The sequence below is a fragment of the Enterobacter sp. RHBSTW-00901 genome (assembly GCF_014103115.1).
Taxonomy (GTDB): Bacteria; Pseudomonadota; Gammaproteobacteria; order Enterobacterales; family Enterobacteriaceae; genus Enterobacter; species Enterobacter cloacae_P.
This window is the reverse complement of sequence record NZ_JABXPB010000001.1, coordinates 3,718,265-3,742,989: the sequence shown is the minus strand read 5'-3', so window position 1 is coordinate 3,742,989 and position 24,725 is coordinate 3,718,265. Positions and strand designations below refer to the sequence as shown.

Annotated in this window: 24 protein-coding genes; 17 read left to right on the top strand and 7 right to left on the bottom strand. The window is 53.4% G+C overall.

All coding sequences use genetic code 11. The features are described 5' to 3' along the window. Nucleotides 1-120: 120 nt before the first annotated feature. The gene (mrcB, locus tag HV318_RS17975) at nt 121-2,649 is read right to left on the bottom strand and encodes a bifunctional glycosyl transferase/transpeptidase (RefSeq protein WP_182273797.1); all 2,529 of its coding nucleotides are present in this window, start codon (nt 2,647-2,649) and stop codon (nt 121-123) included. A 145-nt stretch (nt 2,650-2,794) separates the two neighbouring features. Then, on the bottom strand, nt 2,795-5,224 hold the full coding sequence (gene hrpB / locus HV318_RS17970; RefSeq protein ID WP_182273796.1) for an ATP-dependent helicase HrpB: 2,430 nt from the start codon (nt 5,222-5,224) through the stop codon (nt 2,795-2,797). A gap of 73 nt (nt 5,225-5,297) precedes the next feature. Between hrpB and thpR the strand changes: the two genes are divergently transcribed. The 16 genes from thpR to HV318_RS17890 all read left to right on the top strand — a co-directional run bounded on the left by thpR (nt 5,298) and on the right by HV318_RS17890 (nt 19,566). Next, a complete protein-coding gene (thpR, locus tag HV318_RS17965; RefSeq protein WP_182273795.1) occupies nt 5,298-5,852 on the top strand; it encodes an RNA 2',3'-cyclic phosphodiesterase in 555 nt (184 codons plus the stop codon). Beyond that, nucleotides 5,842-6,546, top strand: a complete 705-nt coding sequence (gene sfsA, locus HV318_RS17960) for a DNA/RNA nuclease SfsA (protein WP_182273794.1) — start codon at nt 5,842-5,844, stop codon at nt 6,544-6,546. Before thpR ends, sfsA begins: the two co-directional genes overlap by 11 nt. A 176-nt stretch (nt 6,547-6,722) precedes the next feature. Further along, on the top strand, nt 6,723-7,178 hold the full coding sequence (dksA, locus tag HV318_RS17955; RefSeq protein WP_001155232.1) for an RNA polymerase-binding protein DksA: 456 nt from the start codon (nt 6,723-6,725) through the stop codon (nt 7,176-7,178). A gap of 57 nt (nt 7,179-7,235) precedes the next feature. Further along, a complete protein-coding gene (gluQRS, locus tag HV318_RS17950; protein ID WP_182273793.1) occupies nt 7,236-8,126 on the top strand; it encodes a tRNA glutamyl-Q(34) synthetase GluQRS in 891 nt (296 codons plus the stop codon). A 42-nt stretch (nt 8,127-8,168) separates the two neighbouring features. Next, nucleotides 8,169-9,566 (top strand): polynucleotide adenylyltransferase PcnB, encoded by a 1,398-nt coding sequence (gene pcnB, locus HV318_RS17945; protein WP_196391345.1) that lies wholly within the window; start codon nt 8,169-8,171, stop codon nt 9,564-9,566. Next, a complete protein-coding gene (folK, locus tag HV318_RS17940; protein WP_182273792.1) occupies nt 9,563-10,042 on the top strand; it encodes a 2-amino-4-hydroxy-6-hydroxymethyldihydropteridine diphosphokinase in 480 nt (159 codons plus the stop codon). Before pcnB ends, folK begins: the two co-directional genes overlap by 4 nt. Nucleotides 10,043-10,162: 120 nt before the next feature. After that, complete coding sequence (gene panB / locus HV318_RS17935; RefSeq protein WP_182273791.1) at nt 10,163-10,954, top strand: 3-methyl-2-oxobutanoate hydroxymethyltransferase; 792 nt, start codon at nt 10,163-10,165, stop codon at nt 10,952-10,954. Between the two features lie 11 nt (nt 10,955-10,965). Then, nucleotides 10,966-11,817 carry a pantoate--beta-alanine ligase gene (gene panC, locus HV318_RS17930; protein ID WP_182273790.1) on the top strand — a complete coding sequence of 284 codons (852 nt, stop codon included), beginning with the start codon at nt 10,966-10,968 and terminating at the stop codon, nt 11,815-11,817. Nucleotides 11,818-11,875: 58 nt separating this feature from the next. Continuing rightward, entirely contained in the window at nt 11,876-12,256 is a 381-nt protein-coding gene (gene panD / locus HV318_RS17925) for an aspartate 1-decarboxylase (RefSeq protein WP_003856284.1), read from the top strand. Nucleotides 12,257-12,614: 358 nt separating this feature from the next. After that, the gene (locus HV318_RS17920) at nt 12,615-13,199 is read left to right on the top strand and encodes a fimbrial protein (RefSeq protein WP_182273789.1); all 585 of its coding nucleotides are present in this window, start codon (nt 12,615-12,617) and stop codon (nt 13,197-13,199) included. A gap of 63 nt (nt 13,200-13,262) precedes the next feature. Further along, a complete protein-coding gene (locus tag HV318_RS17915) occupies nt 13,263-13,982 on the top strand; it encodes a fimbrial chaperone (RefSeq protein WP_395121885.1) in 720 nt (239 codons plus the stop codon). 63 nt (nt 13,983-14,045) lie between these two features. After that, the gene (locus HV318_RS17910) at nt 14,046-16,652 is read left to right on the top strand and encodes an outer membrane usher protein (RefSeq protein ID WP_182273787.1); all 2,607 of its coding nucleotides are present in this window, start codon (nt 14,046-14,048) and stop codon (nt 16,650-16,652) included. A gap of 27 nt (nt 16,653-16,679) precedes the next feature. Next, nucleotides 16,680-17,138, top strand: a complete 459-nt coding sequence (locus tag HV318_RS17905; RefSeq protein ID WP_249421812.1) for a fimbrial protein — start codon at nt 16,680-16,682, stop codon at nt 17,136-17,138. Nucleotides 17,139-17,262: 124 nt separating this feature from the next. Continuing rightward, the gene (locus tag HV318_RS17900) at nt 17,263-17,826 is read left to right on the top strand and encodes a fimbrial protein (RefSeq protein ID WP_182273786.1); all 564 of its coding nucleotides are present in this window, start codon (nt 17,263-17,265) and stop codon (nt 17,824-17,826) included. Between the two features lie 23 nt (nt 17,827-17,849). Further along, on the top strand, nt 17,850-18,452 hold the full coding sequence (locus HV318_RS17895) for a fimbrial-like protein (protein WP_182273785.1): 603 nt from the start codon (nt 17,850-17,852) through the stop codon (nt 18,450-18,452). 22 nt (nt 18,453-18,474) lie between these two features. After that, nucleotides 18,475-19,566, top strand: coding sequence for a fimbrial protein (locus HV318_RS17890; RefSeq protein WP_182273784.1), 1,092 nt, complete (start codon nt 18,475-18,477; stop codon nt 19,564-19,566). Here HV318_RS17890 and HV318_RS17885 read toward each other — a convergent pair whose 3' ends face one another. The 4 genes from HV318_RS17885 to HV318_RS17870 form a co-directional block, all read right to left on the bottom strand. Further along, entirely contained in the window at nt 19,567-20,814 is a 1,248-nt protein-coding gene (locus tag HV318_RS17885; RefSeq protein ID WP_182273783.1) for a polysaccharide deacetylase family protein, read from the bottom strand. A 63-nt stretch (nt 20,815-20,877) separates the two neighbouring features. Continuing rightward, a complete protein-coding gene (locus HV318_RS17880) occupies nt 20,878-21,318 on the bottom strand; it encodes a PTS sugar transporter subunit IIA (protein ID WP_182273782.1) in 441 nt (146 codons plus the stop codon). A 105-nt stretch (nt 21,319-21,423) separates the two neighbouring features. Continuing rightward, on the bottom strand, nt 21,424-22,194 hold the full coding sequence (locus tag HV318_RS17875) for an ABC transporter permease (RefSeq protein WP_182273781.1): 771 nt from the start codon (nt 22,192-22,194) through the stop codon (nt 21,424-21,426). Continuing rightward, on the bottom strand, nt 22,191-23,117 hold the full coding sequence (locus tag HV318_RS17870) for an ABC transporter ATP-binding protein (RefSeq protein WP_182273780.1): 927 nt from the start codon (nt 23,115-23,117) through the stop codon (nt 22,191-22,193). Before HV318_RS17870 ends, HV318_RS17875 begins: the two co-directional genes overlap by 4 nt. 107 nt (nt 23,118-23,224) lie before the next feature. Between HV318_RS17870 and can the strand changes: the two genes are divergently transcribed. After that, nucleotides 23,225-23,887 (top strand): carbonate dehydratase, encoded by a 663-nt coding sequence (gene can / locus HV318_RS17865; protein WP_182273779.1) that lies wholly within the window; start codon nt 23,225-23,227, stop codon nt 23,885-23,887. A gap of 109 nt (nt 23,888-23,996) precedes the next feature. On the opposite strand, the gene hpt is transcribed toward can, so the two are convergent. Beyond that, nucleotides 23,997-24,533, bottom strand: coding sequence for a hypoxanthine phosphoribosyltransferase (gene hpt, locus HV318_RS17860; RefSeq protein ID WP_182273778.1), 537 nt, complete (start codon nt 24,531-24,533; stop codon nt 23,997-23,999). Nucleotides 24,534-24,725: the final 192 nt, after the last annotated feature.

Sequence of the window (24,725 nt, the reverse complement as noted above, 5' to 3'; positions counted from 1 at the left end):
GTGGCAGTTTAGCCTTACCCGGCCCACAACAGTATAGTTTGACAAGCCGGGTAAGCGTCAGCGCCACCCGGCTTTTTTACCTGCCCTGCTTTCTTAACAGAGACAAACAACCCCGTCAGATCAGTTACCGCCAAACATATCCTTGATCCAACCGGCTACACCATCGCTGTCTTTCTTCTCATTCTGCTGCTGCGGCTGTTGTTGCTGCTGTTGTTGCTGCGGCGGCTGAGAAGACGAGTCAAACGGATTACCCGCTGGTGGCTGAGACTGGCTTTGGCATAATGAATCCGGACTGGTCGTCCAGACCGGCAGCGTACGCATACCACCACCGCAGACAAAGTTCCCGGCACCGTCCACGCCCATATCGACGATATCTTCCGGTGCGACCAGATTCAGCGGAACCGGAGACTGATTAGCCAGATAGCGCTGGTAAATCGACATCGCCCCGCTGGCACCATACAGTTTAGTTGGCTGGTTGTTATCGCGGCCTACCCAGGTGATCACCACTTCACGGCCATCAATACCGGCGAACCAGGTATCGACGTTGTTGTTGGTGGTCCCGGTTTTACCTGCCAGGTGCAGGTTCGGATACTTCGCCCCAAGCTGACGCCCCGTACCACGCTGTACAACCTGTTGCATCGTCCACAGCGTCATATAGGCAGCCTGTGCCGGTACAGCGCGTTCCGCCTGTGGGAAGCTCTGATACAACACGGAGCCATCCTCGGCAATCACCGAGCGCAGTGCGGACAGTTGTGCGCGGTTACCCCCGCTGGCAATGGTCTGGAACGCTTGCGCGACTTCGATAGGCGTCAGGTTCAGTGCCCCCAGGATCATCGCCGGAACCGGATTCAGCTGATCTTTCGGTACCCCCAGTTTCTGCCAGGTGTCGACGATCGCTGGCAGACCCAGCGCCATACCCAGGTTAACCGTCGGCACGTTCATGGAGCGGGTTAATGCATCCACCAGCATGACCTGGCCGCTGAACTGTTTATCATCGTTCTGCGGTGACCATACCTGGCCGTTAGGCTGGCGCAGGGAGATCGGGGCATCGGCAATCCAGGTGTTCAGGCGATACTGATTGGGCTGGCTCAGGGCGGTGAGATAGGTCGCCGGTTTTGCCAGAGAACCAATCGAACGACGCGCCTGCATTGCACGGTTGTAGCCTGCAAACTGCGGCTCAGCCCCTCCTACCATTGCGCGAACTTCACCGGTGTTACGGTCAACCACCACCATCGCGGTTTCAAGATCGCTAAGCTTCCGCTGCTTCTTGAGCGCCGGAATGCCATCGACAGCGGCTTTTTCTGCCGCATCCTGAGCAACGGAATCGAAGGTGGTAAAGATCTTCACGCCAGAGAGATCTTTCACTTTATCGCCGAGCTTGCTCTGCAGCTCCTGACGCACCAGCTGCATAAATGCAGGCTGTGGAGAGATCACACCACCGCGTGGCTGAACGCCGAGTGGACGTGCGCTCAGCATGTCGTACAGTTCCTGGTCAATGACCTGCTGTTGCTGCAGCAGACGCAGCACCAGGTTACGACGCTCCAGCGCCAGTTTCGGGTTACGCCACGGGTTGTAGATGGACGCCCCTTTCACCATGCCCACCAGCAGCGCCTGCTGGTCAAGGCTCAGCTCTTCCACCGGACGGCCAAAGTAGTACAGGCTCGCCAGCGGGAAGCCGCGGATCTCGTTATCGCCGCTCTGGCCGAGGTACACCTCGTTCATATACAGCTCAAGGATGCGATCCTTGCTGTAACGCGCATCCATCAGCACGGCCATGTACGCTTCGTTGGCTTTACGCCAGTATGAGCGTTCGCTGGAGAGGAACAGGTTCTTCACCAGCTGTTGGGTCAGCGTACTCGCCCCCTGCACCGTACGTCCGGCGGTCAGGTTCGCCAGCACCGCACGGCCAATGGAGTAGAGGCTGATACCATCATGCTCGTAGAAGTGACGGTCTTCGGTCGCCAGCAGCGTATCCACCAGCAGATCCGGGAAACCGTTACGCGCCACGAACAGGCGCTGTTCGCCGTTCGCCGACGAAAGCATGGTGATCAGGCGTGGATCGAGACGGAAGAAACCGAACTGGCGGTTGTTATCCATGTTCTCGATGGTGTCCAGACGATCGCCATCAAAGGTCAGACGCGCACGCACCTGCCCCTCTTTGCTGTCCGGGAAGTCGAACGGACGACGGATCATCTCAACGCTATTCGCCTGCACGGTAAATTCGCCAGGGCGCGTCATTTTAGACACCTGACGGTACTGAGTGGCTTCCAGCAGTTTCACCATCTCGTTCTTCGTGATGGCCATATCCGGCTCAAGGTTCACCATGCGGCCATACACCGCTGCAGGCAACTGCCAGACTTTCCCGTCGATACGGCTACGGATCTTCTGATCCAGATAGACGCCGTAAATCGCCATCAGCACAACAAAAACAATGAACAGCTTCAGAAGCAGCCAGAACCAGCCGCGCTTGCCACGAGGCTTACGCCCTTTGCCTTTCCCTTTACGCGGCATGGGTTCTTCATCCTCATAATCGTCTTCATAGTCATCGTCATAATCCTCATCTCTGAGTTGACGACGGCTCACCTTCTCTTTCGCCGGACGCGTTGGTTTTCCCTTACGTCCTATTGGCTCGCGGTCATTCCCCGCCATGCTTTTTCTCCGCAACTTTCAGGCGCAAAGGCCCGATTCTCTTTTCTTCCACCGATCTGTGGAAGAAGAAATCTCTCAAAATAGGTCTCCCCCTCTCCCTGTGGGAGAGGGCCGGGGTGAGGGCATCAGGCCGCACTATTCCCCTTCACGAATATTTCTTCGTACGTCTTGTCGGCGCGGTATTCGCCGGATCGTCAGGCCAGACATGTTTGGGATAACGTCCCTTCATCTCTTTTTGCACTTCACGATAGCTTCCCGCCCAGAACGCCCCCAGGTCGCGGGTGATCTGTAGCGGACGATGTGCGGGTGACAACAGTTCAAGCACCACAGGAACACGTCCTTCGGCGATAGAGGGCGTCACCGCCTCACCAAACATCTCCTGCATCCGTACCGCCAGCGCCGGAGGATTATCCTCGTGATAACGAATGGCAATCCGGCTTCCGGTCGGCACAGTGTAATGCCCAGGCAGTTCACTATCCAGACGTTGACGTAATGACCAGTCCAGTAAATTCTGTAACGCGACCTTAACATCAAGGGCTTTTAGCGCCCGCAGCGAGTGTACACCGCTCATTTGCGGCAGTAGCCACGTTTCAAGAGAGTCCAGAAGGGTCTCATCATCAACCGCAGGCCAGGCATACTCCGGCAGCCAGCGTGCGGCGCAGTGCAGACGAATACGGTATTGCTCCGCCTCCGGCGTCCAGTTCAAAACGCTCAGCCCTTTTTCGCGAATGCCGTTCAGCATCGCCTGATGCAGCTCTTCTTCTGATGGCTTCGCCAGCGGCTTCGTGCCCAGGGTTAATTTGCCAATCTGGCTACGCCGAAACGCCTTCAGCGTCCCGTGTACATCATCCCACTCCACGGTATCTGACTGCTGCAGTAAATGTGGACAAGCACGCGTCAGGACATCGATATCAACAGCCATCGCCTGCAATATGCGCGCATCCGGCGAGTGACTGCCCTGCAACAGCAATGGCGCAATCAACCATTCATGGCGCGTCAGGGCATCATCACTGTCCAGCATCGCCCCCATGCCGTTTGCCAGCTGATAGCGCCCGTCCAGCCCGCGACGGCGTGCAATCCTGTCCGGGAATGCCTGCGCCAGGAGAGGGGCTATCTTATCGCTGTCAGGCAGGCCCGCACGGATATTAAGCCGTTTACAGAGCTGTTTCACCCTCTGCTGCCAGTTTCCCTGATTACGTGAAAAGGCCTGCGCCAGATCGCTACTCCCGCCGCGCGGTGGCTCCTCAAGAATAGCCGCCAGTTTTGCTGCCGTCGCAATTTCATCTTCCCCTTGCGCCGCCATCAACATTGCCGCCAGACGGGGGTCATTCCCCAGAGCAGCCATCTTCTGTCCACGCGATGTCAGACGCTCCCCTTCCAGCGCACCAAGCCGGGTCAGTAAAGCCCGTGCAGCGGCAAGGTTTGCGGCAGGCGGCAGGTTGAGCCAGGTCAGCTGAGCGGGATCCAGACAGCCCCACTGCAACAGATCCATCACCAGGCCAGAGAGATCGCTTTGCAGAATTTCCGGTGTACTTTGCAGCGCAGCGCGTTCCGCCTGCTCTGCACTGGTTAAATGCAGACAGATACCCGGTTCAAGTCGCCCCGCGCGGCCTGCACGCTGAACCATTGATGCCTGGCTTATGCGTTGCGTAAGCAGTCTGGTCAGCCCGGTGCGCGGATCGAAGCTCGCCACCCTCTCCTGCGCGCTATCCACCACCAGACGGATCCCTTCGATGGTCAGGCTGGTTTCAGCAATATTGGTGGCCAGCACGACTTTGCGCTGCCCCGTCGGTGCGGGAAGAATCGCCTTACGCTGGTCAGCCAACGACAGCGCACCGTAGAGCGGGCAAAGTGCCACATCGCTACTCACACGCGAGGCCAGTAGCTCTTGTACACGCTGGATCTCACCCACGCCGGGTAAAAACAGCAAAAGCGAGCCGGGTTCCTGACGGAGCAGTTCTGCGGTTGCGATGGCAACGGCATCGTCAAAACGCTGATGAGCCGAAAGCGGTTGATAGCGTCTCTCAACCGGGAAAGCGCGACCTTCTGAGGCGATCACCGGCGCATCAGGCAGCACCTGCTGCAGCCGTTCGTTATCCAGCGTAGCCGACATGATGAGTAACCGGAGATCGTCGCGCAGCCCCTGCTGGACATCCAGCAACAGCGCCAGCGCCAGATCCGCCTGCAGGCTGCGTTCGTGGAATTCATCCAGAATGACCAGCCCGACGCCGGTCAGCTCCGGATCGTTTTGCAGCATGCGGGTAAGAATACCCTCGGTGACCACCTCAAGCCGGGTGGACGGACCGACGCAGGTTTCAGCACGCATACGGTAACCCACGGTTTCTCCGGGCTTTTCGTTCAGCAGTTCCGCCAGACGCTGCGCCACATTGCGCGCGGCCAGCCTGCGTGGCTCCAGCAGGATAATTTTCCCGCGGATATTACCGTCTTTCAGGATCTGCAGCGGCAGCCAGGTGGATTTACCCGCGCCCGTGGGGGCATTAAGTAAAACCTGCGGGGCATGGTGTAAGGCAGCAAGTAGCTCAGGAAGGACGACGGCGACCGGCAATGAGGACACTAACAGCTCCAGAGGGTTAACATTAGTCGGCGTACATTGTAGCATCGGCGCATATCATTACCGAGTCCCACGTATGTCTGAGTCGAAACGGCTGTTTTTCGCCATTGAAATGCCTGCCACGATACAGCGGCAAATCGTCCGCTGGCGCGCCAGCCACTTCCCACCGGAAGCGGGCCGCCCCGTTGCGGCTGCCAACCTGCACCTGACGCTGGCCTTTCTGGGCGACATAAGCGCTGAAAAACAGCGCGCCCTGGCGTCAATGGCCGGACGGATTTCTCAGCCAGGGTTTACGCTGCACCTTGACGATGCCGGACAGTGGCTGCGTTCCCGCGTGGTCTGGCTGGGTACGCGCCAGCCGCCACGTGGATTGTTACAGCTTGCCAGTATGCTACGCGCACAGGCCGCTCGCAGCGGCTGTTATCAAAGCCCACAGCCGTTTCATCCTCATATTACGTTGCTGCGCGATGCAGGTCAGGCCGTCGCCATCCCAGCGCCGGGCTTTCACTGGGCCTTTCCGGTGAAGGAGTTCGCACTGTACGAATCTGTCTTTGCACAAGGACGCACTCGCTACACGCCGCTACAGCGCTGGACGCTGGGCGATACTTTAAGGAATTCTGATGAAGTTTAGTCCCGCGCTACAGCGCGCTACGCTTATCCAGCGCTACAAACGCTTTCTCGCCGACGTGGTGACACCGGAAGGTGAAACGTTAACTCTGCACTGCCCTAATACCGGCGCGATGACCGGCTGCGCGACGCCCGGTGATACAGTCTGGTATTCCACTTCGGGAAATACTAAACGTAAATATCCCCACACCTGGGAAATGACCCAGACACAACAAGGGGCGTTTATTTGCGTCAACACACTGCGTGCAAACCAGTTAGTAAAGGAAGCGCTGACGAACGGGACGCTCCCCGAACTTGTCGGTTATGACACACAAAAAAGTGAAGTGAAATATGGCGATGAAGGCAGCAGAATTGACTTTATGTTACAGGCGGAAGACCGGCCTGAGTGCTATATTGAAGTAAAATCAGTGACGTTAGCGGAACAGGAAAATGGCTACTTTCCGGATGCAGTCACCTTACGTGGCCAGAAGCATCTGCGGGAGCTGATGAGTGTTGCGGCGGCGGGCAAACGCGCCGTGTTGCTGTTTGCGGTTTTGCATTCAGCCATTGAACGGTTTTCTCCAGCCCGCCATATTGATCCTAAATACGCGCAATTGTTGAATGAGGCACAAAAGCAGGGGGTAGAGGTTTTCGCTTATAAAGCGGAACTTTCTGCCGATAATATGACTCTGAGATCCTCTCTTCCCGTTGTCTTATAAGGGATTAGACGATTGTCTATTAAGTGTTCTGGCCGCGTGCGCAAATACGCTTTTCCTCACAGGCTTGTCAAGTGTTACGTTTAGATAATTGCCATACGGAAAAGCATCTGCTATTTATAGCGACCTGATTTTTCCCCCAACACGGGGATCGATAGTGCGTGTTAAGGAGAAGCAACATGCAAGAAGGGCAAAACCGTAAAACATCGTCCCTGAGTATTCTCGCCATCGCTGGGGTGGAGCCGTATCAAGAGAAACCGGGCGAAGAGTATATGAACGAAGCCCAGCTGTCGCACTTCAAGCGTATTCTTGAAGCATGGCGTAATCAACTCAGGGATGAAGTCGATCGCACCGTTACACATATGCAGGATGAAGCTGCAAACTTCCCGGATCCGGTAGACCGTGCCGCTCAGGAAGAAGAGTTCAGCCTCGAACTGCGTAACCGTGACCGCGAACGCAAACTGATCAAAAAGATCGAAAAAACGCTGAAAAAGGTTGAGGACGAAGATTTTGGCTACTGCGAATCCTGCGGTGTTGAAATTGGTATTCGTCGCCTGGAAGCGCGTCCAACTGCCGATCTGTGCATCGACTGTAAAACGCTGGCAGAAATTCGCGAAAAACAGATGGCCGGTTAATAACCGCTATCTCAATACTGTAAAGGCGGGAGTCACTCCCGCCTTGTTACTATTGATATGTCTGAATCACACTATATCGGGCGCTTCGCGCCATCTCCCTCCGGTGAACTCCACTTCGGCTCGTTAATTGCCGCTCTCGGCAGCTACCTGCAGGCGCGCGCTCAGCAGGGTAAATGGCTCGTTCGCATTGAAGATATCGATCCTCCGCGTGAAGTTCCCGGTGCGGCAGAAACCATTCTGCGTCAGCTGGAACATTACGGTCTTCACTGGGACGGCGACGTACTCTGGCAGTCAAAACGTCACGATGCCTACCGGGAACGCCTGGCCTGGCTCTGCGAGCAGGGGCTTTCCTACAACTGTACCTGCACGCGTGCGCGTATTCAGAGCGTGGGCGGCGTCTATGACGGCCACTGTCGTACGCTCAACCACGGCCCCGAAAATGCCGCCGTGCGTTTGCGGCAGCGCGCGCCGGTGACGCACTTTAACGATTTACTCTCGGGCGTTATCCATGCCGATGAACGTCTTGCGCGTGAGGATTTTATTATTCACCGCCGTGACGGCCTGTTTGCCTATAACCTGGCGGTGGTAGTGGATGATCACTTTCAGGGCGTCACGGAGATTGTGCGCGGAGCTGATCTGGTAGAACCAACCGTGCGGCAAATATCGCTTTACCACCAGTTTGGCTGGACAGAGCCGGATTACATTCATCTGCCGCTGGCGGTCAATGAACAGGGTAATAAACTGTCAAAACAGAATCACGCGCCCGCCCTGCCAGACGGCGATGCGCGCCCTGTTTTGATCGACGCCCTGCGATTTCTCAACCAGAATGTAACCAGTGAATGGCAGGATCTGCGTATTGACGAATTGCTGGATCTGGCGGTTGCCAACTGGACGCTCAGGACTGTGCCAAAAATCCAGCATTCTCAAATGCGTTGCGCTGAGCTATGATTAGCCGCTTTTTTCATAACAAAACACACTACGAGGTGTACCATTTTTACCCGAGTCGCTAATTTTTGCCGTAAAGTGCTAAGCCGCGAAGAGAGCATGGCGAATGATGCTATTGCGCAAACCCACATGTCGGTTATTCCGCGTGAGCAGCACAATATTTCCCGCAAAGATATCAGTGAAAATGCCCTCAAGGTGCTCTATCGTCTGAATAAAGCAGGCTACGAGGCCTATCTCGTCGGCGGCGGAGTACGTGATTTACTGCTGGGCAAAAAACCAAAAGATTTCGACGTGACGACCAGCGCCACACCTGAGCAGGTGCGCAAATTATTCCGCAACTGCCGTCTTGTTGGCCGTCGTTTCCGTCTTGCTCACGTGATGTTTGGGCCGGAAATTATTGAAGTGGCAACGTTCCGTGGTCATCACGAAGCGGGCACAACCGATCGCACCACCTCCCAGCGCGGCCAGAACGGCATGCTGCTGCGTGACAACATCTTCGGTTCTATCGAAGAAGATGCTCAGCGTCGCGATTTCACTATCAACAGCCTTTACTACAGCGTGGCAGATTTCACCGTTCGTGATTACGTCGGCGGCATGCAGGACCTGAAAGAGGGTCTGATTCGTCTGATCGGCACGCCGGAAACACGCTATCGCGAAGATCCTGTGCGCATGCTGCGCGCCGTGCGTTTCGCTGCCAAGCTGAATATGCGCATCAGCCCGGAAACCGCAGAGCCGATCCCACGTCTGGCAACGCTGATTAACGACGTGCCACCCGCTCGTCTGTTTGAAGAAGCGCTGAAACTGCTGCAGGCGGGTTACGGGTTTGAAACCTACAATCTGCTGCGCGAATACAGCCTGTTCCAGCCGCTGTTCCCGACCATCACCCGCTACTTCACCGAAAACGGTGACAGCCCAATGGAGCGCATGATTGCGCAGGTGCTGAAGAATACCGACACCCGTATCCACAATGATATGCGTGTGAACCCGGCATTCCTGTTCGCGGCGATGTTCTGGTATCCGTTGCTGGAAACCGCGCAGAAAATTGCCCAGGAAAGCGGTCTGGCCTATTACGATGCATTCGCGCTGGCGGCAAACGACGTGCTGGATGAAGGCTGTCGCACGCTGGCGATCCCGAAACGTATTACCACCCTGGTACGTGATATCTGGCAGCTTCAGCTACGCATGTCCCGTCGTCAGGGCAAACGCGCCTGGAAGCTGATGGAGCATCCAAAATTCCGCGCCGCGTTCGATCTGCTGTCACTGCGTGCTGAGATCGAAAAGAATCAGGAACTGCAGCGTCTGGCGCAGTGGTGGGGTGAATTCCAGGTTTCTGCGCCGCCAGAACAAAAAGATATGCTGACGGATCTGGATGATGAACCCGCACCGCGTCGTCGCCATCGTCGTCCACGCAAACGTGCGCCACGCCGCGAAGGCAGCGCATGACCCTCGCGTATATCGCCATCGGCAGCAATCTGGCCTCTCCGCTGGAGCAGGTTAACGCTGCCGTTCAGGCGCTGGGTGAGATCCCACAGAGCCGGATCGTGACGGTTTCCTCTTTCTACCGTACACCGCCGCTGGGACCCCAGGATCAACCTGACTACCTGAATGCCGTCGTGGTGCTGGAAACCTTACTTAATGCCGAAACGCTGCTGGATAACACCCAGCGCATCGAACTGCAACAGGGGCGCGTGCGTAAAGCCGAGCGCTGGGGTCCACGAACGCTTGATCTCGACATCATGCTGTTTGGTCATCAGGTGATTAATACCGAACGTCTAACCGTTCCGCATTACGATATGAAAAATCGCGGGTTTATGCTCTGGCCGCTGTCTGAAGTCGCCCCTGACCTCTCCTTCCCTGATGGCGTCTCTCTGCAGGCCGTTCTCGAAAGCCTGAACGCAGAAAAACCTGCCCGCTGGTAATCCTGTTTTTTGCCGGTTAACCATCAAATATTTGTGGTTAATCGGTTGCCTAAAATCATTGTTCCCTCGAATGTTACTGTTAGAATGCGCAAAGATTCGCTTAGGCCATCAGGAAACAGTATGAAACCAACCACCATCTCCTTATTGCAGAAATGCAAACAGGAAAAAAAACGCTTCGCCACCATCACTGCATATGACTACAGCTTCGCCAAATTGTTTGCCGAAGAGGGTATCAACGTCATGCTGGTCGGAGATTCGTTAGGGATGACGGTACAAGGACATGATTCCACCTTGCCGGTCACGGTCGAGGATATTGCTTACCATACCCGCGCGGTACGCCGCGGTGCGCCAGCCTGCCTGCTGCTGTCCGATCTGCCATTTATGGCATACGCCACGCCGGAGCAAGCATTTGAGAATGCGGCAGCCGTGATGCGCGCCGGAGCCAATATGGTCAAAATTGAAGGCGGCGCATGGCTTGTTGATACCGTGAAAATGCTCACTGAGCGCGCCGTGCCGGTCTGCGGACACCTGGGCCTGACGCCACAATCCGTGAACATCTTTGGCGGTTATAAGGTACAGGGCCGTGGCGATGCGGCACAGACGCTGTTTGATGATGCCGTGGCGCTGGAAGCTGCAGGCGCACAACTGCTGGTTCTCGAGTGCGTTCCTGTTGAGCTGGCAAAGCGGATCACCGACGCGCTGTCGATTCCGGTAATTGGGATTGGCGCAGGTAACGTCACCGATGGTCAAATCCTGGTGATGCACGACGCCTTTGGTATTACTGGCGGCCATATTCCTAAATTTGCCAAAAATTTCCTCACTGAAGCGGGCGACATGCGCGCTGCGGTCAGGCAGTATATTGCCGACGTTGAATCCGGTGTTTACCCGGGTGAAGAACACAGTTTCCATTAAGGAGTCTCGTTGTGCTAATCATTGAAACCCTGCCGCTGCTTCGCCAGCATATCCGTCGCGCGCGTCAGGAAGGTAAACGTATCGCACTGGTCCCCACCATGGGCAACCTGCACGACGGCCATATGAAGCTGGTCGACGAAGCGAAAGCACGTGCAGATATCGTGGTGGTCAGTATCTTCGTTAACCCAATGCAGTTTGACCGCGCGGATGACCTGGTGCGCTACCCACGCACTCTGCAGGAAGATTGCGAGAAGCTCAAAAAGCGCCACGCGGACATCGTCTTTTCTCCGGCTCCTGCAGATGTCTATCCGCAAGGAACCGACGAAGCGACCTACGTCGACGTTCCTGGCATTTCAACCATGCTGGAAGGGGCAAGTCGTCCTGGTCACTTCCGCGGTGTTTCGACCATCGTCAGCAAGCTGTTCAACCTGGTGCAGCCGGATGTCGCCTGCTTCGGTGAAAAAGATTTCCAACAGCTGGCGCTGATCCGCAAGATGGTGGACGATATGGGCTATGACATCGAGATCGTCGGTGTGCCAATTGTGCGTGCGAAAGACGGTCTGGCACTCAGCTCCCGTAACGGTTATCTGACCGCCGAGCAGCGTAAGATAGCCCCGGGTCTGAGCAAGGTCATGAACAACATGGCCGAACAACTTCTTGCCAAAGAGTTGACTGCTGAAGAGATCATTGCCCTCGCAGAGCAGGCCCTGAACGATAAAGGATTCCGCTCTGACGACGTACAAATCCGTGATGCTGACACGCTGCTGGAGCTGACAGACGACAGCAAACGTGCGGTACTTCTGGTGGCGGCATGGCTCGGCCAGGCACGTCTGATTGATAATAAAGTGGTTGAGCTGGCGTAGTTTTATCACCCTCCCCTCTTTCACAAGAGGGGTTAACGCATGATTAAAGGTAAACGTAATGATTCGCAAAATGCTGCAAGGTAAGCTTCACCGTGTGAAAGTGACTCAGGCTGACCTGCACTATGAAGGCTCCTGCGCGATCGATCAGGATTTTCTCGACGCGGCGGGTATTCTGGAAAACGAAGCCATTGATATCTGGAACGTGAACAACGGTAAACGCTTCTCCACCTATGCGATTGCCGCCGAACGTGGCTCTAAAATCATCTCCGTTAACGGCGCGGCAGCACACTGCGCGGACGTGGGTGATATTGTGATCATCGCCAGCTTCGTGATGATGTCAGATGAAGAAGCGCGCCGCTGGCAGCCGAAAGTGGCTTATTTTGAAGGCGACAACGAAATGAAGCGCACTGCGAAAGCGATTCCGGTTCAGGTTGCCTGATCTTTTACGGGGCTGTACCATATCAACAGCCCTGTTTTTTTCTCATCAATACCGCTTGATTTTACCGTCTTTACCGAACATAAATTAATATTATTATTATGTATTTTATAAATATAATATATATAAAGTATTATTATTGGAACATTTAATAAAACCAAAAACACAGTCATTCCAAAAACATTACAACGCAATTAATCCTTTAAATTCAAATACAAAAAATCAATTAAGTACATCTTAATTAAACCTGAACTGTTACTAATTTTCATTTATTAAAAAACAACATTATATTTATCCAGCTTTATGGCTGACAACCATAAGTCGTTTTAATAATCTTATTTAATAAATGGATATTTTAAATATGTTCAAGAAAACTATTCTGGCCGCATCTGTGGCAACAATGGCAATGGGTTCAATATCAGCAATGGCTGATGATGTTGGCCTGATCACATTTGATGGTGCGGTTACTGACACCACCTGTGTTATCACCACCAACAACGGTGTTGATGCAAACAACGTCACCATCACCATGCCGGTTGTAAAAAAAGCGGATGTTGAAGGTACCACCGTTGACACTGGCGTGGGCTCTAAACAGTTCGAACTGCATCTGAGCAAGTGCCCGGATACAGTGACGAAAGCCTCTGCAACCTTCACCTCCCAACAGTTCGCTGAACTGTCCAACGGTACGCTGAAGACTGACTCAACCGTTGCGGGTCACGCAAATAACGTCGGTCTGGCTCTGTTCAACAACACGACCAGCAGCACCGATCGTATCAAAGTCGGCCAACCCAGCAACAACACGCAGAAAGTCACTCTGGCCTCTGGTTCAGGTGTCCTGTCTTACCGTGTGGCCTACGTGCCAGCCGCAAACTGGGTGGCAACAACAAACCCCGTATCTGCCGGTAAAGTTAGCAGCAATGTGACCTTTACTATGAGCTACGAATAACAGCCCGGTTTAACGCATGCGCTCACGGATGAGGTGGGCGCTATTTTTTAATGGATGAATAAAATGCGCCTTTCTAAAATCGCCATGACCGCTCTGCTTTTCAGTGCAGCCTTGTCAGTTTCTCACTCCGCTCTTGCGGATATCGTTATCTCCGGCACGCGCGTAATCTACCCGCAGTCCGCCAAAGACGTCACGGTAAACATGGAAAACCGTGGCAATAAGCCGTTGCTGGTACAAACCTGGCTGGACGATGGTCGTGATACCACAAACCCACAAGAGCTAAAGCTGCCGTTTATCGTGACGCCGCCGGTTTCCCGCGTCGATCCCGCCAAAGGACAGACCGTACGCATCACCTGGCTTGGTCAGGCCATGCCGCAGGACAAAGAAACCATGTACTGGTTTAACGTGCTCGAAGTGCCGCCGAAAGCCAAAGGCGCAGAAAGCGAAAACGTACTCCAACTGGCATTTCGCACACGCATCAAAATGTTCTTCCGTCCGGACGGCCTGAAAGGCGACCCATCTGTTGCTGCCGGCAAGCTTAAATGGTCACAGCAGAACGCCACGCTGGTGGCCCGTAATGATTCACCTTACTACGTTTCTATCGCCAAAATCGATGCCACTGTTAACGGTAAAAAGGTCCTGGTTGAACCGCACTATGTTGAGCCGTTTGCCAGCCAGACTTACACCATTAAAGAAGCCGCATCGGCTCGCATTAGCAAATTAACCTATGCCGCAATCAATGATTTCGGTGGCTCGGATATTCACGAAACCACGGTGAATTAAGCCATCGAATAATTAAAGCGTAATAAATACTTATTATTAGCAGCTAACGGATTAGTGATAGCAATGTTATTTCGCCATTCAATACTTTGTCTTGCCATATACGCCGCAATTCAGACCACAGCATTTGCTGAGGAGAAAAAGGTTGCGTCTGCCTCTGGTAGTGAAGAGGTCGAATTCAACGATCAATTCCTGTTTAATACAGGAAGCAATATCGACGTTAGCCGTTTTTCCAAAGGTAACCCTGTTGTTCCCGGTACGTTCAAAACACAAATTATTTTGAACGGACAAAAAAAATTGCTCACAGATTTCACATTTAAAGAGAATGGAACGCCGCGAGCAACGCCCTGTTTTACCCCCAAATTATTAATGCAGATCGGCATAAAAACGGATTATCTGGAAAATGCGTCAGCGGAAGATAAGACCGATGACGAAAAAAAGGATGTCTGTGTTGATATCAGCCATTCGTTAGCAGGGTCGTCATGGGATTTTAACGCGGGAAACCAGGAACTCAGCCTTGTTATACCGCAGATCTTTATTGAGCGACGTCCTTACGGCTATGTCGACCCGTCCTTATGGGAGAACGGCATCAATGCAGGGATGCTGTCTTACGATCTCAACGCCTGGCATACCGATGGTACAGACGGTTCACAAGATACTGCCTATGCCGGGTTGAAGTATGGTCTGAACATGGGTCCGTGGCGTCTGCGTTCCCGTGGCACACTCAACTGGGACCAGGATGAGGGGACCAGTTACTCCAGCCAGGATGTCTACTTACAGCGTGATATCACCGCGCTACGCGCCCAGTTTTTGGTGGGTGACTCCTATACGCGCGGCGACACCTTTGACTCGTTAAACCTGCGCGGTTTGCGTATGTATAACGACGATCGCATGTTACCAGGTGGTATTTCCACTTACGCCCCAACCATCCGCGGCGTCGCCAAAAGCAATGCCAAAGTAACGGTCTCACAGAGCGGCAATAAAATTTATGAGGGCACGGTTCCGCCTGGCGCTTTCGAAATTAACGACCTGAGTACCACCGGATACGGTAGCGATCTGGTGGTCACCATTGAAGAGTCGGATGGCAGCACCCGTACGTTTTCTATCCCCTACTCCTCCGTTAGCCAGTTACTGCGTCCCGGTTACAGCCGTTGGGATATCGGTGCGGGTGAACTTAATGACAAGGGTCTGCGCGATAAACCCCGTCTCGGCTACGCCACGGGCTATTACGGCCTGAACAATACGTTTACAGGCTATGCAGGCTTCCAGTACATGGACACCGGTTACGTTTCCGGCCTGTTGGGTATTGCCATGAACACCGGTATCGGTGCCTTCGCGCTGGATGTGACTCATTCAGACGCCGACGTGGATGGTCTGGGAACGCTCACCGGGCAAAGTTACCGTCTCTCCTGGAGTAAACTCCTGGAGGACACCAACACCTCCTTTAACGTGGCGGCCTATCGCTTCTCCACGAAAAACTACCTGACCCTGAATGACGCCGCCTCGCTGGCAGAAGATGTGAAATATCGTGACCGGGAGCGTAACCCGACTCATACCAGTGAAGACGTTTATAGCAGCTTCCAGCGTATGAAAAACCAGGTGCAAATTAACATCAGCCAGCCGCTTTCCTCCGGGAAAGAAAACTACGGCTCGTTATATGTCACGGGCAGCTGGCAGGACTACTGGACCGAATCGGGTTCCACCTCTCAGTATTCCGTGGGCTATAACAACGCGTTCTGGCTGGGAAGCTACAGTATTTCCCTTCAGCGCAGCTACGATGAGTACGGCGAGAAAGATGACAGTATCTATCTGAACCTGAGTATCCCGCTGGAAAACCTGCTTGGGCATAAAAATCCTCCGGGCGGGTTCAACACCGTCAACATGAGCGTGAACTCAGACTTCAAAAATAACACCGCGTACAACACCAGCGCGAACGGTAACACCGATGACTACCGCTTCAGTTACAGCGTCAACGCAGGCATCAGCCATTCCGACACGGGCGATCTCAGCCAGATAGGCGGCTACGGTAGCTATAACAGCGCATACGGTCCACTCAGCCTGTCTGCCTCGGCGTCAGACGATAGCAGCCAACAATATTCCCTGAGCTACAGCGGCGGGATGCTGGTGCATTCCGGCGGCATTACGCTGGCACCGGGCAGTATCGGCGATACCGACACCCTGGCGTTGGTCAGCGCACCGGGTGCGAAAGGAGCGCACCTTTCTGTGGGTGACGGCATTATCGGTAGCTCCGGCTACGCCATCATGCCGTATCTGTCTGCTTACCGTGAAAACACGGTCGGTATTGATATCTCGAAAATGGAATCTGACGTGGAAGTGAAAAACACCAGCACGGTTGCGGTTCCCCGCAGCGGTGCTGTGGTTCGCGTCGATTTTGAAACCGATCAGGGACGTTCGTTGCTGCTTGACCTTCATCGTTCCGACAACGGTTTTATTCCACTCGGGGCTGACGTCGTAAATGAAAAAAGCGTGTCCGTCGGTTCCGTTGGTCAGGCCGGTCAGGCCTATGTCCGGGGCATTGAAGATAACGGTACGCTGCGCGTGGTATGGGGTAATGAAGCCAGTTCATCCTGCACCGTAACGTATCACATTACGCCATCTGCCCAGAAAGTCGGCCTGACGACCATGCTGAGCAATCAGATTTGCCGTATGTAATACCTTTTATAACAGGGAGTTATTTTAATGAAACAAGCAATGTCACTTGTGCGTCCCGGCGCTCTGCTGGCGCTGGCGCTGAGCTCACAGGCAATGGCTGGTACTACAAATCTCGATGTCACCTTCACTGCTACCCTGCGTGAAACCACCTGCGATATGACAATCGAAGGGGGCACCGGTGATGGTCAAAGCAACACGATTCAAATCGGTACGGCGGGTAAGACATCGCTGGGGGATATCATCAACGGCGTTGATACCGTCACCGCACCATTTAAGCTCAAGATTACGGAATGCCCGACAAGTATAGCGGCAATAAAAACCACCGTCGCAGGGATCGCATCCACGGATATGCCGACGGCAATTAACAACGCCTCAACCACGGGCCCGGCGGCTTACATTGGGGTGACTATCGCCCGAGCGTCCGCACCGACCTCCATCTTTACGCCTAGACAGCAAGCGTCTGGTCTGGACCCAGGCAGAAATTAACGCCAAAGAAGTGGCGTTGCTCGCCCGTCTGGTACAAACCAAAAGCGGTAGCGCCACCACGGGTGATTTCAGCGCCCTTGCCACGTTTAACTTTACCTACGAATAAGCGAAAGGAAACGCATTCATGAAAACTAACTGGAATTCCGCCCTGATTGCCCTGACCGTTTCCGCCGGTCTTTATTCTGCAGGGGCCAGCGCCATTACCGGTACCACCAGCGTGCAGGCCACCTTCAAGTCGACCATTGGCGCAGGCACCTGCACAGCACAAATTCAGGATGCGGGGGGGCAACCTATCAGCACCCTGGGGTTTGGCGATGTATTCAAATCCGAAGTGGCAGCCAAGAGCCGCAGCGAGCCGTTTAAAATTGCCTTCACCAGCTGTGCTGGGGTGAAATCGGCTACCGTGCAGGCAATCACAGGTACGGGGGGAGCTTGCTCTGGTCCAAGCTCTGACGGTGACGCGTTCGGTTCACAGCATGGTGTCGGTTTTGAGGTCTGGAAAAATACCGTCGATACCGGGACGCTACTGAGCTGTAGCACCAAACCGGTTCAAAACGTCACCATCAGTGGTGCAACAGCCAATGTTGATCTGGCTGCACGTATCGTTATCGCCAAAACAAAAACGATTGCAGACGTGACCGCCGGTGACGTCACAACTCCCGTTACATTTGTTGTGACCTATCAGTAATACAGCGCAGGGGCAGAACAGCAATGTCGTACCAATCAACACAACGCGTTTTCAACAGATTTGTACTTCTGGCCGGACTTATAAGCTGGCATTGGTCTGCCCCATGCCTGTCCGCAGAGGCAGGCCTGGATGTAACGCTCAATGCCAATATTGTTGAAAATACCTGTCAGATCTCCATTCCGGGCGAGGGGAAAGTCCACCTGTCTACAGTGGGGAAAAGCTGGTTTTACAACACCGACGGGAGTTCACGCCTGCAGCCCACCGATGCAGCCTCCGGCACGGCGTTCACGGTGAAAGTGGAAAGTTGTCCGGGTGACAACACATCGATAAGCAAGATGAATTTCAGTTTTCAGCCGCAGACGAAACAGTGGCCTGCGGGCAGTAAGCAGATCTTTATTAATGAAACCCCGGTTACTGAAGGCGGTGCAGATAACACCGGTGTCGTTATTTTCTCAAAAGCCTTTAATACCAACGTATTAAATTCTGACGGTACCTCCAGTGTGAAATTAGATACCGGAACCGAGTGGGCAACGGAATATGATTTCTATGCTCGCCTGCAAAATACCGGCCCGGTGACATCAGGGAAAGTAACCAGCCGGGTCGTCGTCAATGCGACATACAACTAACCAAAACAGGGAGAATACGTTCATGCGTTTTAAAGGACATTTAGCAGGCACCGCCTGGGTAAAACTGTTTACCGCCGCGTTGCTGCTGGTACAGAGTTACGCATGGGGTGAATGTCATTTTGGGGCCAGGGGTGAGGGGGGGACGTCCACTATCATCAATACCGTTCCGGGTTCGCCTGTCTATTTTCATGAAGTCCCCCAGGGACAGTATCCATCTGATGGTATTGAGATTGGTGGTCCTTATAACGCCAGCCTGAGTCCTGCACTGTGGTCCCGATGTGACTCGGGTCAACAAGGGGATCAGATGTCGAACATCACCTACGACGCCATTGGTGGCGTAGATGGTGCTATGTGGCCGACAAATATCGAGGGGATTTACTACGCGGTCAGGGTTTATAGCGATAAAGATGATGGCTCATACTTTCAGGCGAGTTATGGTCAATGGCAAGACCTGCCTGTACATGCGAGCCAGGAAAGCGACAACTGGAAAATCCAGATTAAGCTCATTCAAATGAGCTCGTATTTAGGTAACGTCTCACATGCCACGGTAATCACGCCTAAGGAGTCCAAAAAAATCGGAGGAATGTCAATTGGCGGCCATACGGATAGTGATAACCAGCCCTGGTGGTTCGAAGTCACCCCATCGACCTTCAGCATCCCAATTGCCGCCTCAACCTGCCAGAGCACTGTCGTAAACAATGGGACGAACAATGTTGATTTTGGCGAAATTATGTTTTCCTCTATGAGGGATGGATATTTTCCGTACCAGACTTTTAATCTCCAGCTCACAGGCTGTAGTAATGTGGTTGCCATTAATTACCGGGTGTCGTCCAACAAAACGAATGGCGCTAGCGGATCGGGTATCCTTATGCTCAACACGCTGACATCGAATGCAGCTTCCGGCATTGGGGTGGAGATTGCACAACAATTTCCTGCGAACCCATCATTCGGACCGCTTATCAATGATAGCAGCTATATCTACGTACCTTTGCCACAGGCAGGTGCCAGTGCAAGCAACAGCCTTCCTTTTATGGTCTGGTTACGTAGAGATGGCACCCCACTTAAAGCCGGTGACTTTAAAGCCATCGCAACCTTTACCATTGATTATCTTTAATCACCCCTGCGGCTGGTTGCTGATCAGCCGCGACATGGTTTCCAGAGAATCCGTTCTGAGAATATACAGCCGCTTCAACAGGAACGGATTATCCCCTGGCTTCACTTTCCCCCGCACCGTCGTCACCGCCAGATGGAAACCGGCATCGTTCGCCGCTTTAACCGCGTTCTCGTTGTAGCCGCCAAACGGATAGGAAAGGTACAGAACATGTGGGTTGAACTGCGCCAGATCGCGCCGCGAGCGCTTAAAGTCGAACAAAATAACGTGGTAGCTGCGGCTCAGTAAAATCGGCTGATGGTTGTCATCCACACGGTGTAAAAAGTGCGTGTGTGACTGGATATCAAACACATCCTGCATCTGCTCCAGTTCCGACACACTCATAAACTGCAGGTATTTTGGTGCCCACTTCTGCGGATGACGTTTGATTCGTGACGAGATGATAAAGGCCGTCGCCTTAAACCCGTACTCTTTCAGGATCGGGTAAGCATAGCGGTTAACGGACTTCAGGCCGTCATCAAAGGTGAGCACCACCGCCTTCGCCGGCAGGTTTATTTTGTTTCGTACGTACCCTTCAAGCTGGTACATCGTCAGCGTGGTATAGCCCTGGTCGCGAAGCCTGGTCATCTGGTTACTGAAGGCACGCACGCTGGTTGTCGTGGAGGTATGACGAAAACGGGTGTTTTCCTCGTCACGTAAAATATGGTGATAAGTCATGACCGGAATACCGTGATCTTCCTGGGCATCCAGGCTACTGACCCACGCCAGACGGTTACCGATACGGATCTGGAACCAGGTCTGGTTCAGACGATCTTTAAGCTTGTTCAGGATCGGATAGCGAAGATTTGCACTTAATGTACCGAAAGGGGCGCTGCCGTTGTCGGCATCATTATAAACAGGGGTGTCTTTCCAGGTAACCAGGTTTTGATTGCTAAGGGGTTTGTTCAGGTCGCCCAGGCCATCTTCAACGCGCTGTTTTCCCTGAACCGGCTCCAGGTGCCCCTTGTCGATAAAACCCGTACCAAAACCGAAGCGAAATTCATAATAGTCTGCCGCTGCGGGTACCACAGCCAGGATCTGCCCCGCACGGACATTACCCACGTTGATCACATTGTTCCCCACCTGCGCCCAGATCGCCGCATCTTCGGTGGTTTGCATATATTGAGCAGGCAGCCTTTTCTGGCTTAATAAACTGGCTGAACTGACGCCGGAAACGAACACCAAAAGCAGGAGAAGAATACGCGTAAACATTATGTTTTTATCGGTACGGAAGAACTGATGTCATTGTAGCAAAAGCGACATCAATACCAATGTTTAATTCTTATACAGATCGTGAAGCAGGATGAAAGGTGGGTTTTTCTGCTGCTGATGCCATAAACTACTGACATCGGGGGCACCTTGCGCCACGATCGCATGACGAAACTCCGTGCTGCTTAATGATTCACGCTGCGGATACATTAACTCCAGCAATGGCAGGCTAATTCCGGAAATCACTTCACAGCAGTCATGCTTATGGCTCATTAAGGCGGCGGAACGATACGGCGCAGCGCCAGATTTATCGGTGAGAAAGATAACGCCATCGCCGGTGTCGGTTTCATGCAGGGCATCACACATCATTCGGCCAAGCATATTGGTGCTCAACCCTCGCCAGTAATTAACCGCGCGACACTGCACCAGCGGGCCAAACCTGGCTTCAAGCTTTAGCAACATATCCTGTGCCTGTTCATCGTGGCAGGTGATGACCCATCCCAGCATAGCTCTCTCCTTAGCAGGCGAGTAGTTTAGCGGAGTGATGGTGAATTTACGGTGATAACTGTCAAAGAAAAGCGCCCGGCATACGGAAGGTTGCCGGGCAGAAGGTTAGCTGCGCAGCCCGCGGCCACGCTGGATCAGATACCAGCACAGCAGGTAGAAAGCGATGATAAACACCGCCAGTACCGCCACGGTGGTGAACAGTGGCACGTCAGTAATGCCGAGGAAACCAAAGCGGAAGCCGCTGATCATGTAGACAATCGGGTTCAGGTGGGACAGCGCCTGCCAGAATGGCGGCAGCAGCGTCAGGGAGTAGAACACCCCACCGAGATACGTCAGCGGCGTCAGCACGAAGGTCGGGATCAGGCTGATATCGTCAAACGTTTTCGCAAACACCGCATTCAGCAAACCGGCCAGCGAGAACAGGATCGCCGTCATCAGCAGCGTCAGCGCCACAAACAGCCACGAGTGTACCTGGAACGGTACAAAGAACAACGAAATCGCCGTTACCAGGATCCCCACGCACAAAGCACGCGCCACGCCACCGCCCACGTACCCGGCGATGATGACGTGCGTCGGTACGGGTGCCACCAGCAGCTCTTCAATGTTGCGCTGGAACTTGGCGCTAAAGAACGATGATGCCACGTTAGCGTAGGCGTTAGTGATCACCGCCATCATGATCAAACCCGGCACGATAAACTGCATATAGGTGAAACCGTGCATCTCACCAATGCGGGAACCAATCAGGTTACCGAAGATGATGAAGTAGAGCGTCATGGTAATAACCGGCGGTACCAGGGTTTGTACCCAGATACGCATAAAACGGGTGATCTCTTTCGCCCAGATGCTTTTCAGCGCGACCCAGTAAAGATGCGTCATGCCTTGTCTCCTTGTTTATCCTGCACCAGAGAGACAAACAGCTCTTCCAGTCGGTTCGCTTTGTTACGCATACTTAATACCTGAATGCCCTGGGCACTCAACTGGGAAAAGACGCTGTTGATGCCCTGCTCTCTCAGCACTTCCACTTCCAGCGTGGAGGTATCCACCAGACGATACTGGTACCCTTCCAGCTCCGGCAGCGGGCTTTTCGGTGCCAAATCCAGAATAAAGGTTTCTGATTTCAGCTTGGAAAGCAGATCTTTCATCGAGGTGTTTTCCACCAGCTCACCGCGCTGAATGATGCCGATGTTGCGGCACAGCATTTCCGCCTCTTCAAGGTAGTGAGTGGTCAGAATGATGGTCGTGCCTTTGTCATTGAGATCCTTCAGGAACCCCCACATTGAACGACGCAGTTCGATATCCACGCCTGCGGTCGGTTCATCCAGGATTAACAGTTTTGGCTCATGCATCAGGGCGCGGGCAATCATCAGGCGGCGCTTCATGCCACCGGATAACATCCGCGCACGTTCGTTACGTTTTTCCCACAGATCCAGCTGTTTAAGGTACTTTTCGCTACGGGCAATCGCCTCTTTACGCTCTACACCATAGTACCCCGCCTGGTTGACAACAATCTGCTGTACCGTCTCGAACGGGTTGAAGTTGAACTCCTGCGGTACCAGCCCCAGCTGGCGCTTGGCGTTGACCACATCTTTTTCCAGGTCGTAACCAAACACGCTCACCCGGCCAGAGCTCTTGTTAACCAGCGAACTGATAATCCCGATGGTGGTAGATTTTCCCGCCCCATTCGGCCCCAGAAGCGCATAGAAATCACCCGCTTCTACTTTGAGATCTATCCCGCGTAGCGCCTGAACGCCGCCCGGATAGGTTTTCTTAAGCTGCTCAAGCTCCAGTGCAATCGCCATGAATTAAACTTACCTATAGTTCTGACACACGTTGTGTAGTTTCATTAAAAGTCGGGTTACCCTATAGTAGCGCAACGCAATCACTTGGTTACAGGTCGTTAACCTCCATGAATGACATAGATACACTCATCAGCAACAATGCACTATGGTCAAAAATGCTGGTGGAAGAAGACCCCGGATTTTTCGGGAAGCTGGCACAAGCGCAAAACCCGCGCTTTCTATGGATTGGATGTTCCGACAGCCGCGTTCCGGCAGAGCGCCTGACCGGCCTCGAACCGGGTGAACTGTTTGTTCACCGCAACGTCGCCAACCTGGTGATTCATACCGATCTTAACTGCCTTTCTGTTGTTCAGTATGCCGTTGACGTTCTGGAAGTCGAGCACATCATCATTTGCGGCCACTACGGCTGCGGCGGCGTGCAGGCGGCGGTTGAAAACCTGGAGCTGGGGTTAATTGATAACTGGCTACTGCACATCCGCGATATCTGGTTCAAACATAGCTCACTGCTGGGCGAAATGCCGCAGGAACATCGTCTCGACGCGCTGTGTGAACTGAACGTCATGGAGCAGGTTTATAACCTGGGGCACTCCACCATTATGCAATCGGCCTGGAAACGCGGACAGAAAGTGTCCGTCCACGGCTGGGCGTACGGCATTCATGATGGTTTGCTGCGTAACCTGGAAGTGACCGCCACTAACCGTGAAACGCTGGAGCAGCGCTACCGTTCGGGTATTGCAAACCTCAAACTCAAGCACGTAAACCATAAATAAGTGCCCGTAAAAAAGCCGGGTGGCGGCTACGCCTTACCCGGCCTACGTTTTCTCCCTCTCACTGTGAGAGAGGGCCAGGGTGAGGGCACCAGACCACACCCAACGAGTATTACTCGTCCAGCAGCACCACTTTCCCGACATACGGCAGATGGCGATAACGCTGCGCGTAGTCAATGCCATAACCCACAACGAACTCGTCAGGAATGGCGAAACCGACATATTCCACAGGTACCTGCACTTCACGACGGCTTGGTTTATCCAGCAGGGTACAAATGGCCAGGGATTTCGGTTCACGCAGGCTCAGGATCTCGCGCACTTTAGAGAGCGTGTTGCCAGAGTCGATGATGTCCTCAACGATCAACACATCTTTGCCACGAATATCTTCATCCAGATCTTTCAGGATTTTCACATCACGGGTTGTGGACATGCCGCTGCCGTAGCTGGAGGCGGTCATAAAATCGACCTCATGTGACACCTGCACTTCACGGCACAGGTCTGCCATAAACATGAAAGAGCCACGCAGAAGACCCACCAGCACCATTTCGCTGCCGCTGTCCTTGTAATGTTCGGTGATTTGACGACCCAGTTCGGCGATACGCGCTTTGATCTCGGCTTCCGGGATCATCACTTCAACAGTATGTTTCATATTACTAACCATATGATTTTAATGAAAATCTCTCAATGCGGATGAATCATCTTCCAGCATCGATACGCAAGCTCGCCATTATACCAGCAAATGGATAACCCTGGCGTATGAGTTATAAAAAGCAATTTTTGTGATTCCGATCACACTTGCTAATACCTATAATTAATTGCTAGCAAATAATTAACAAAACTG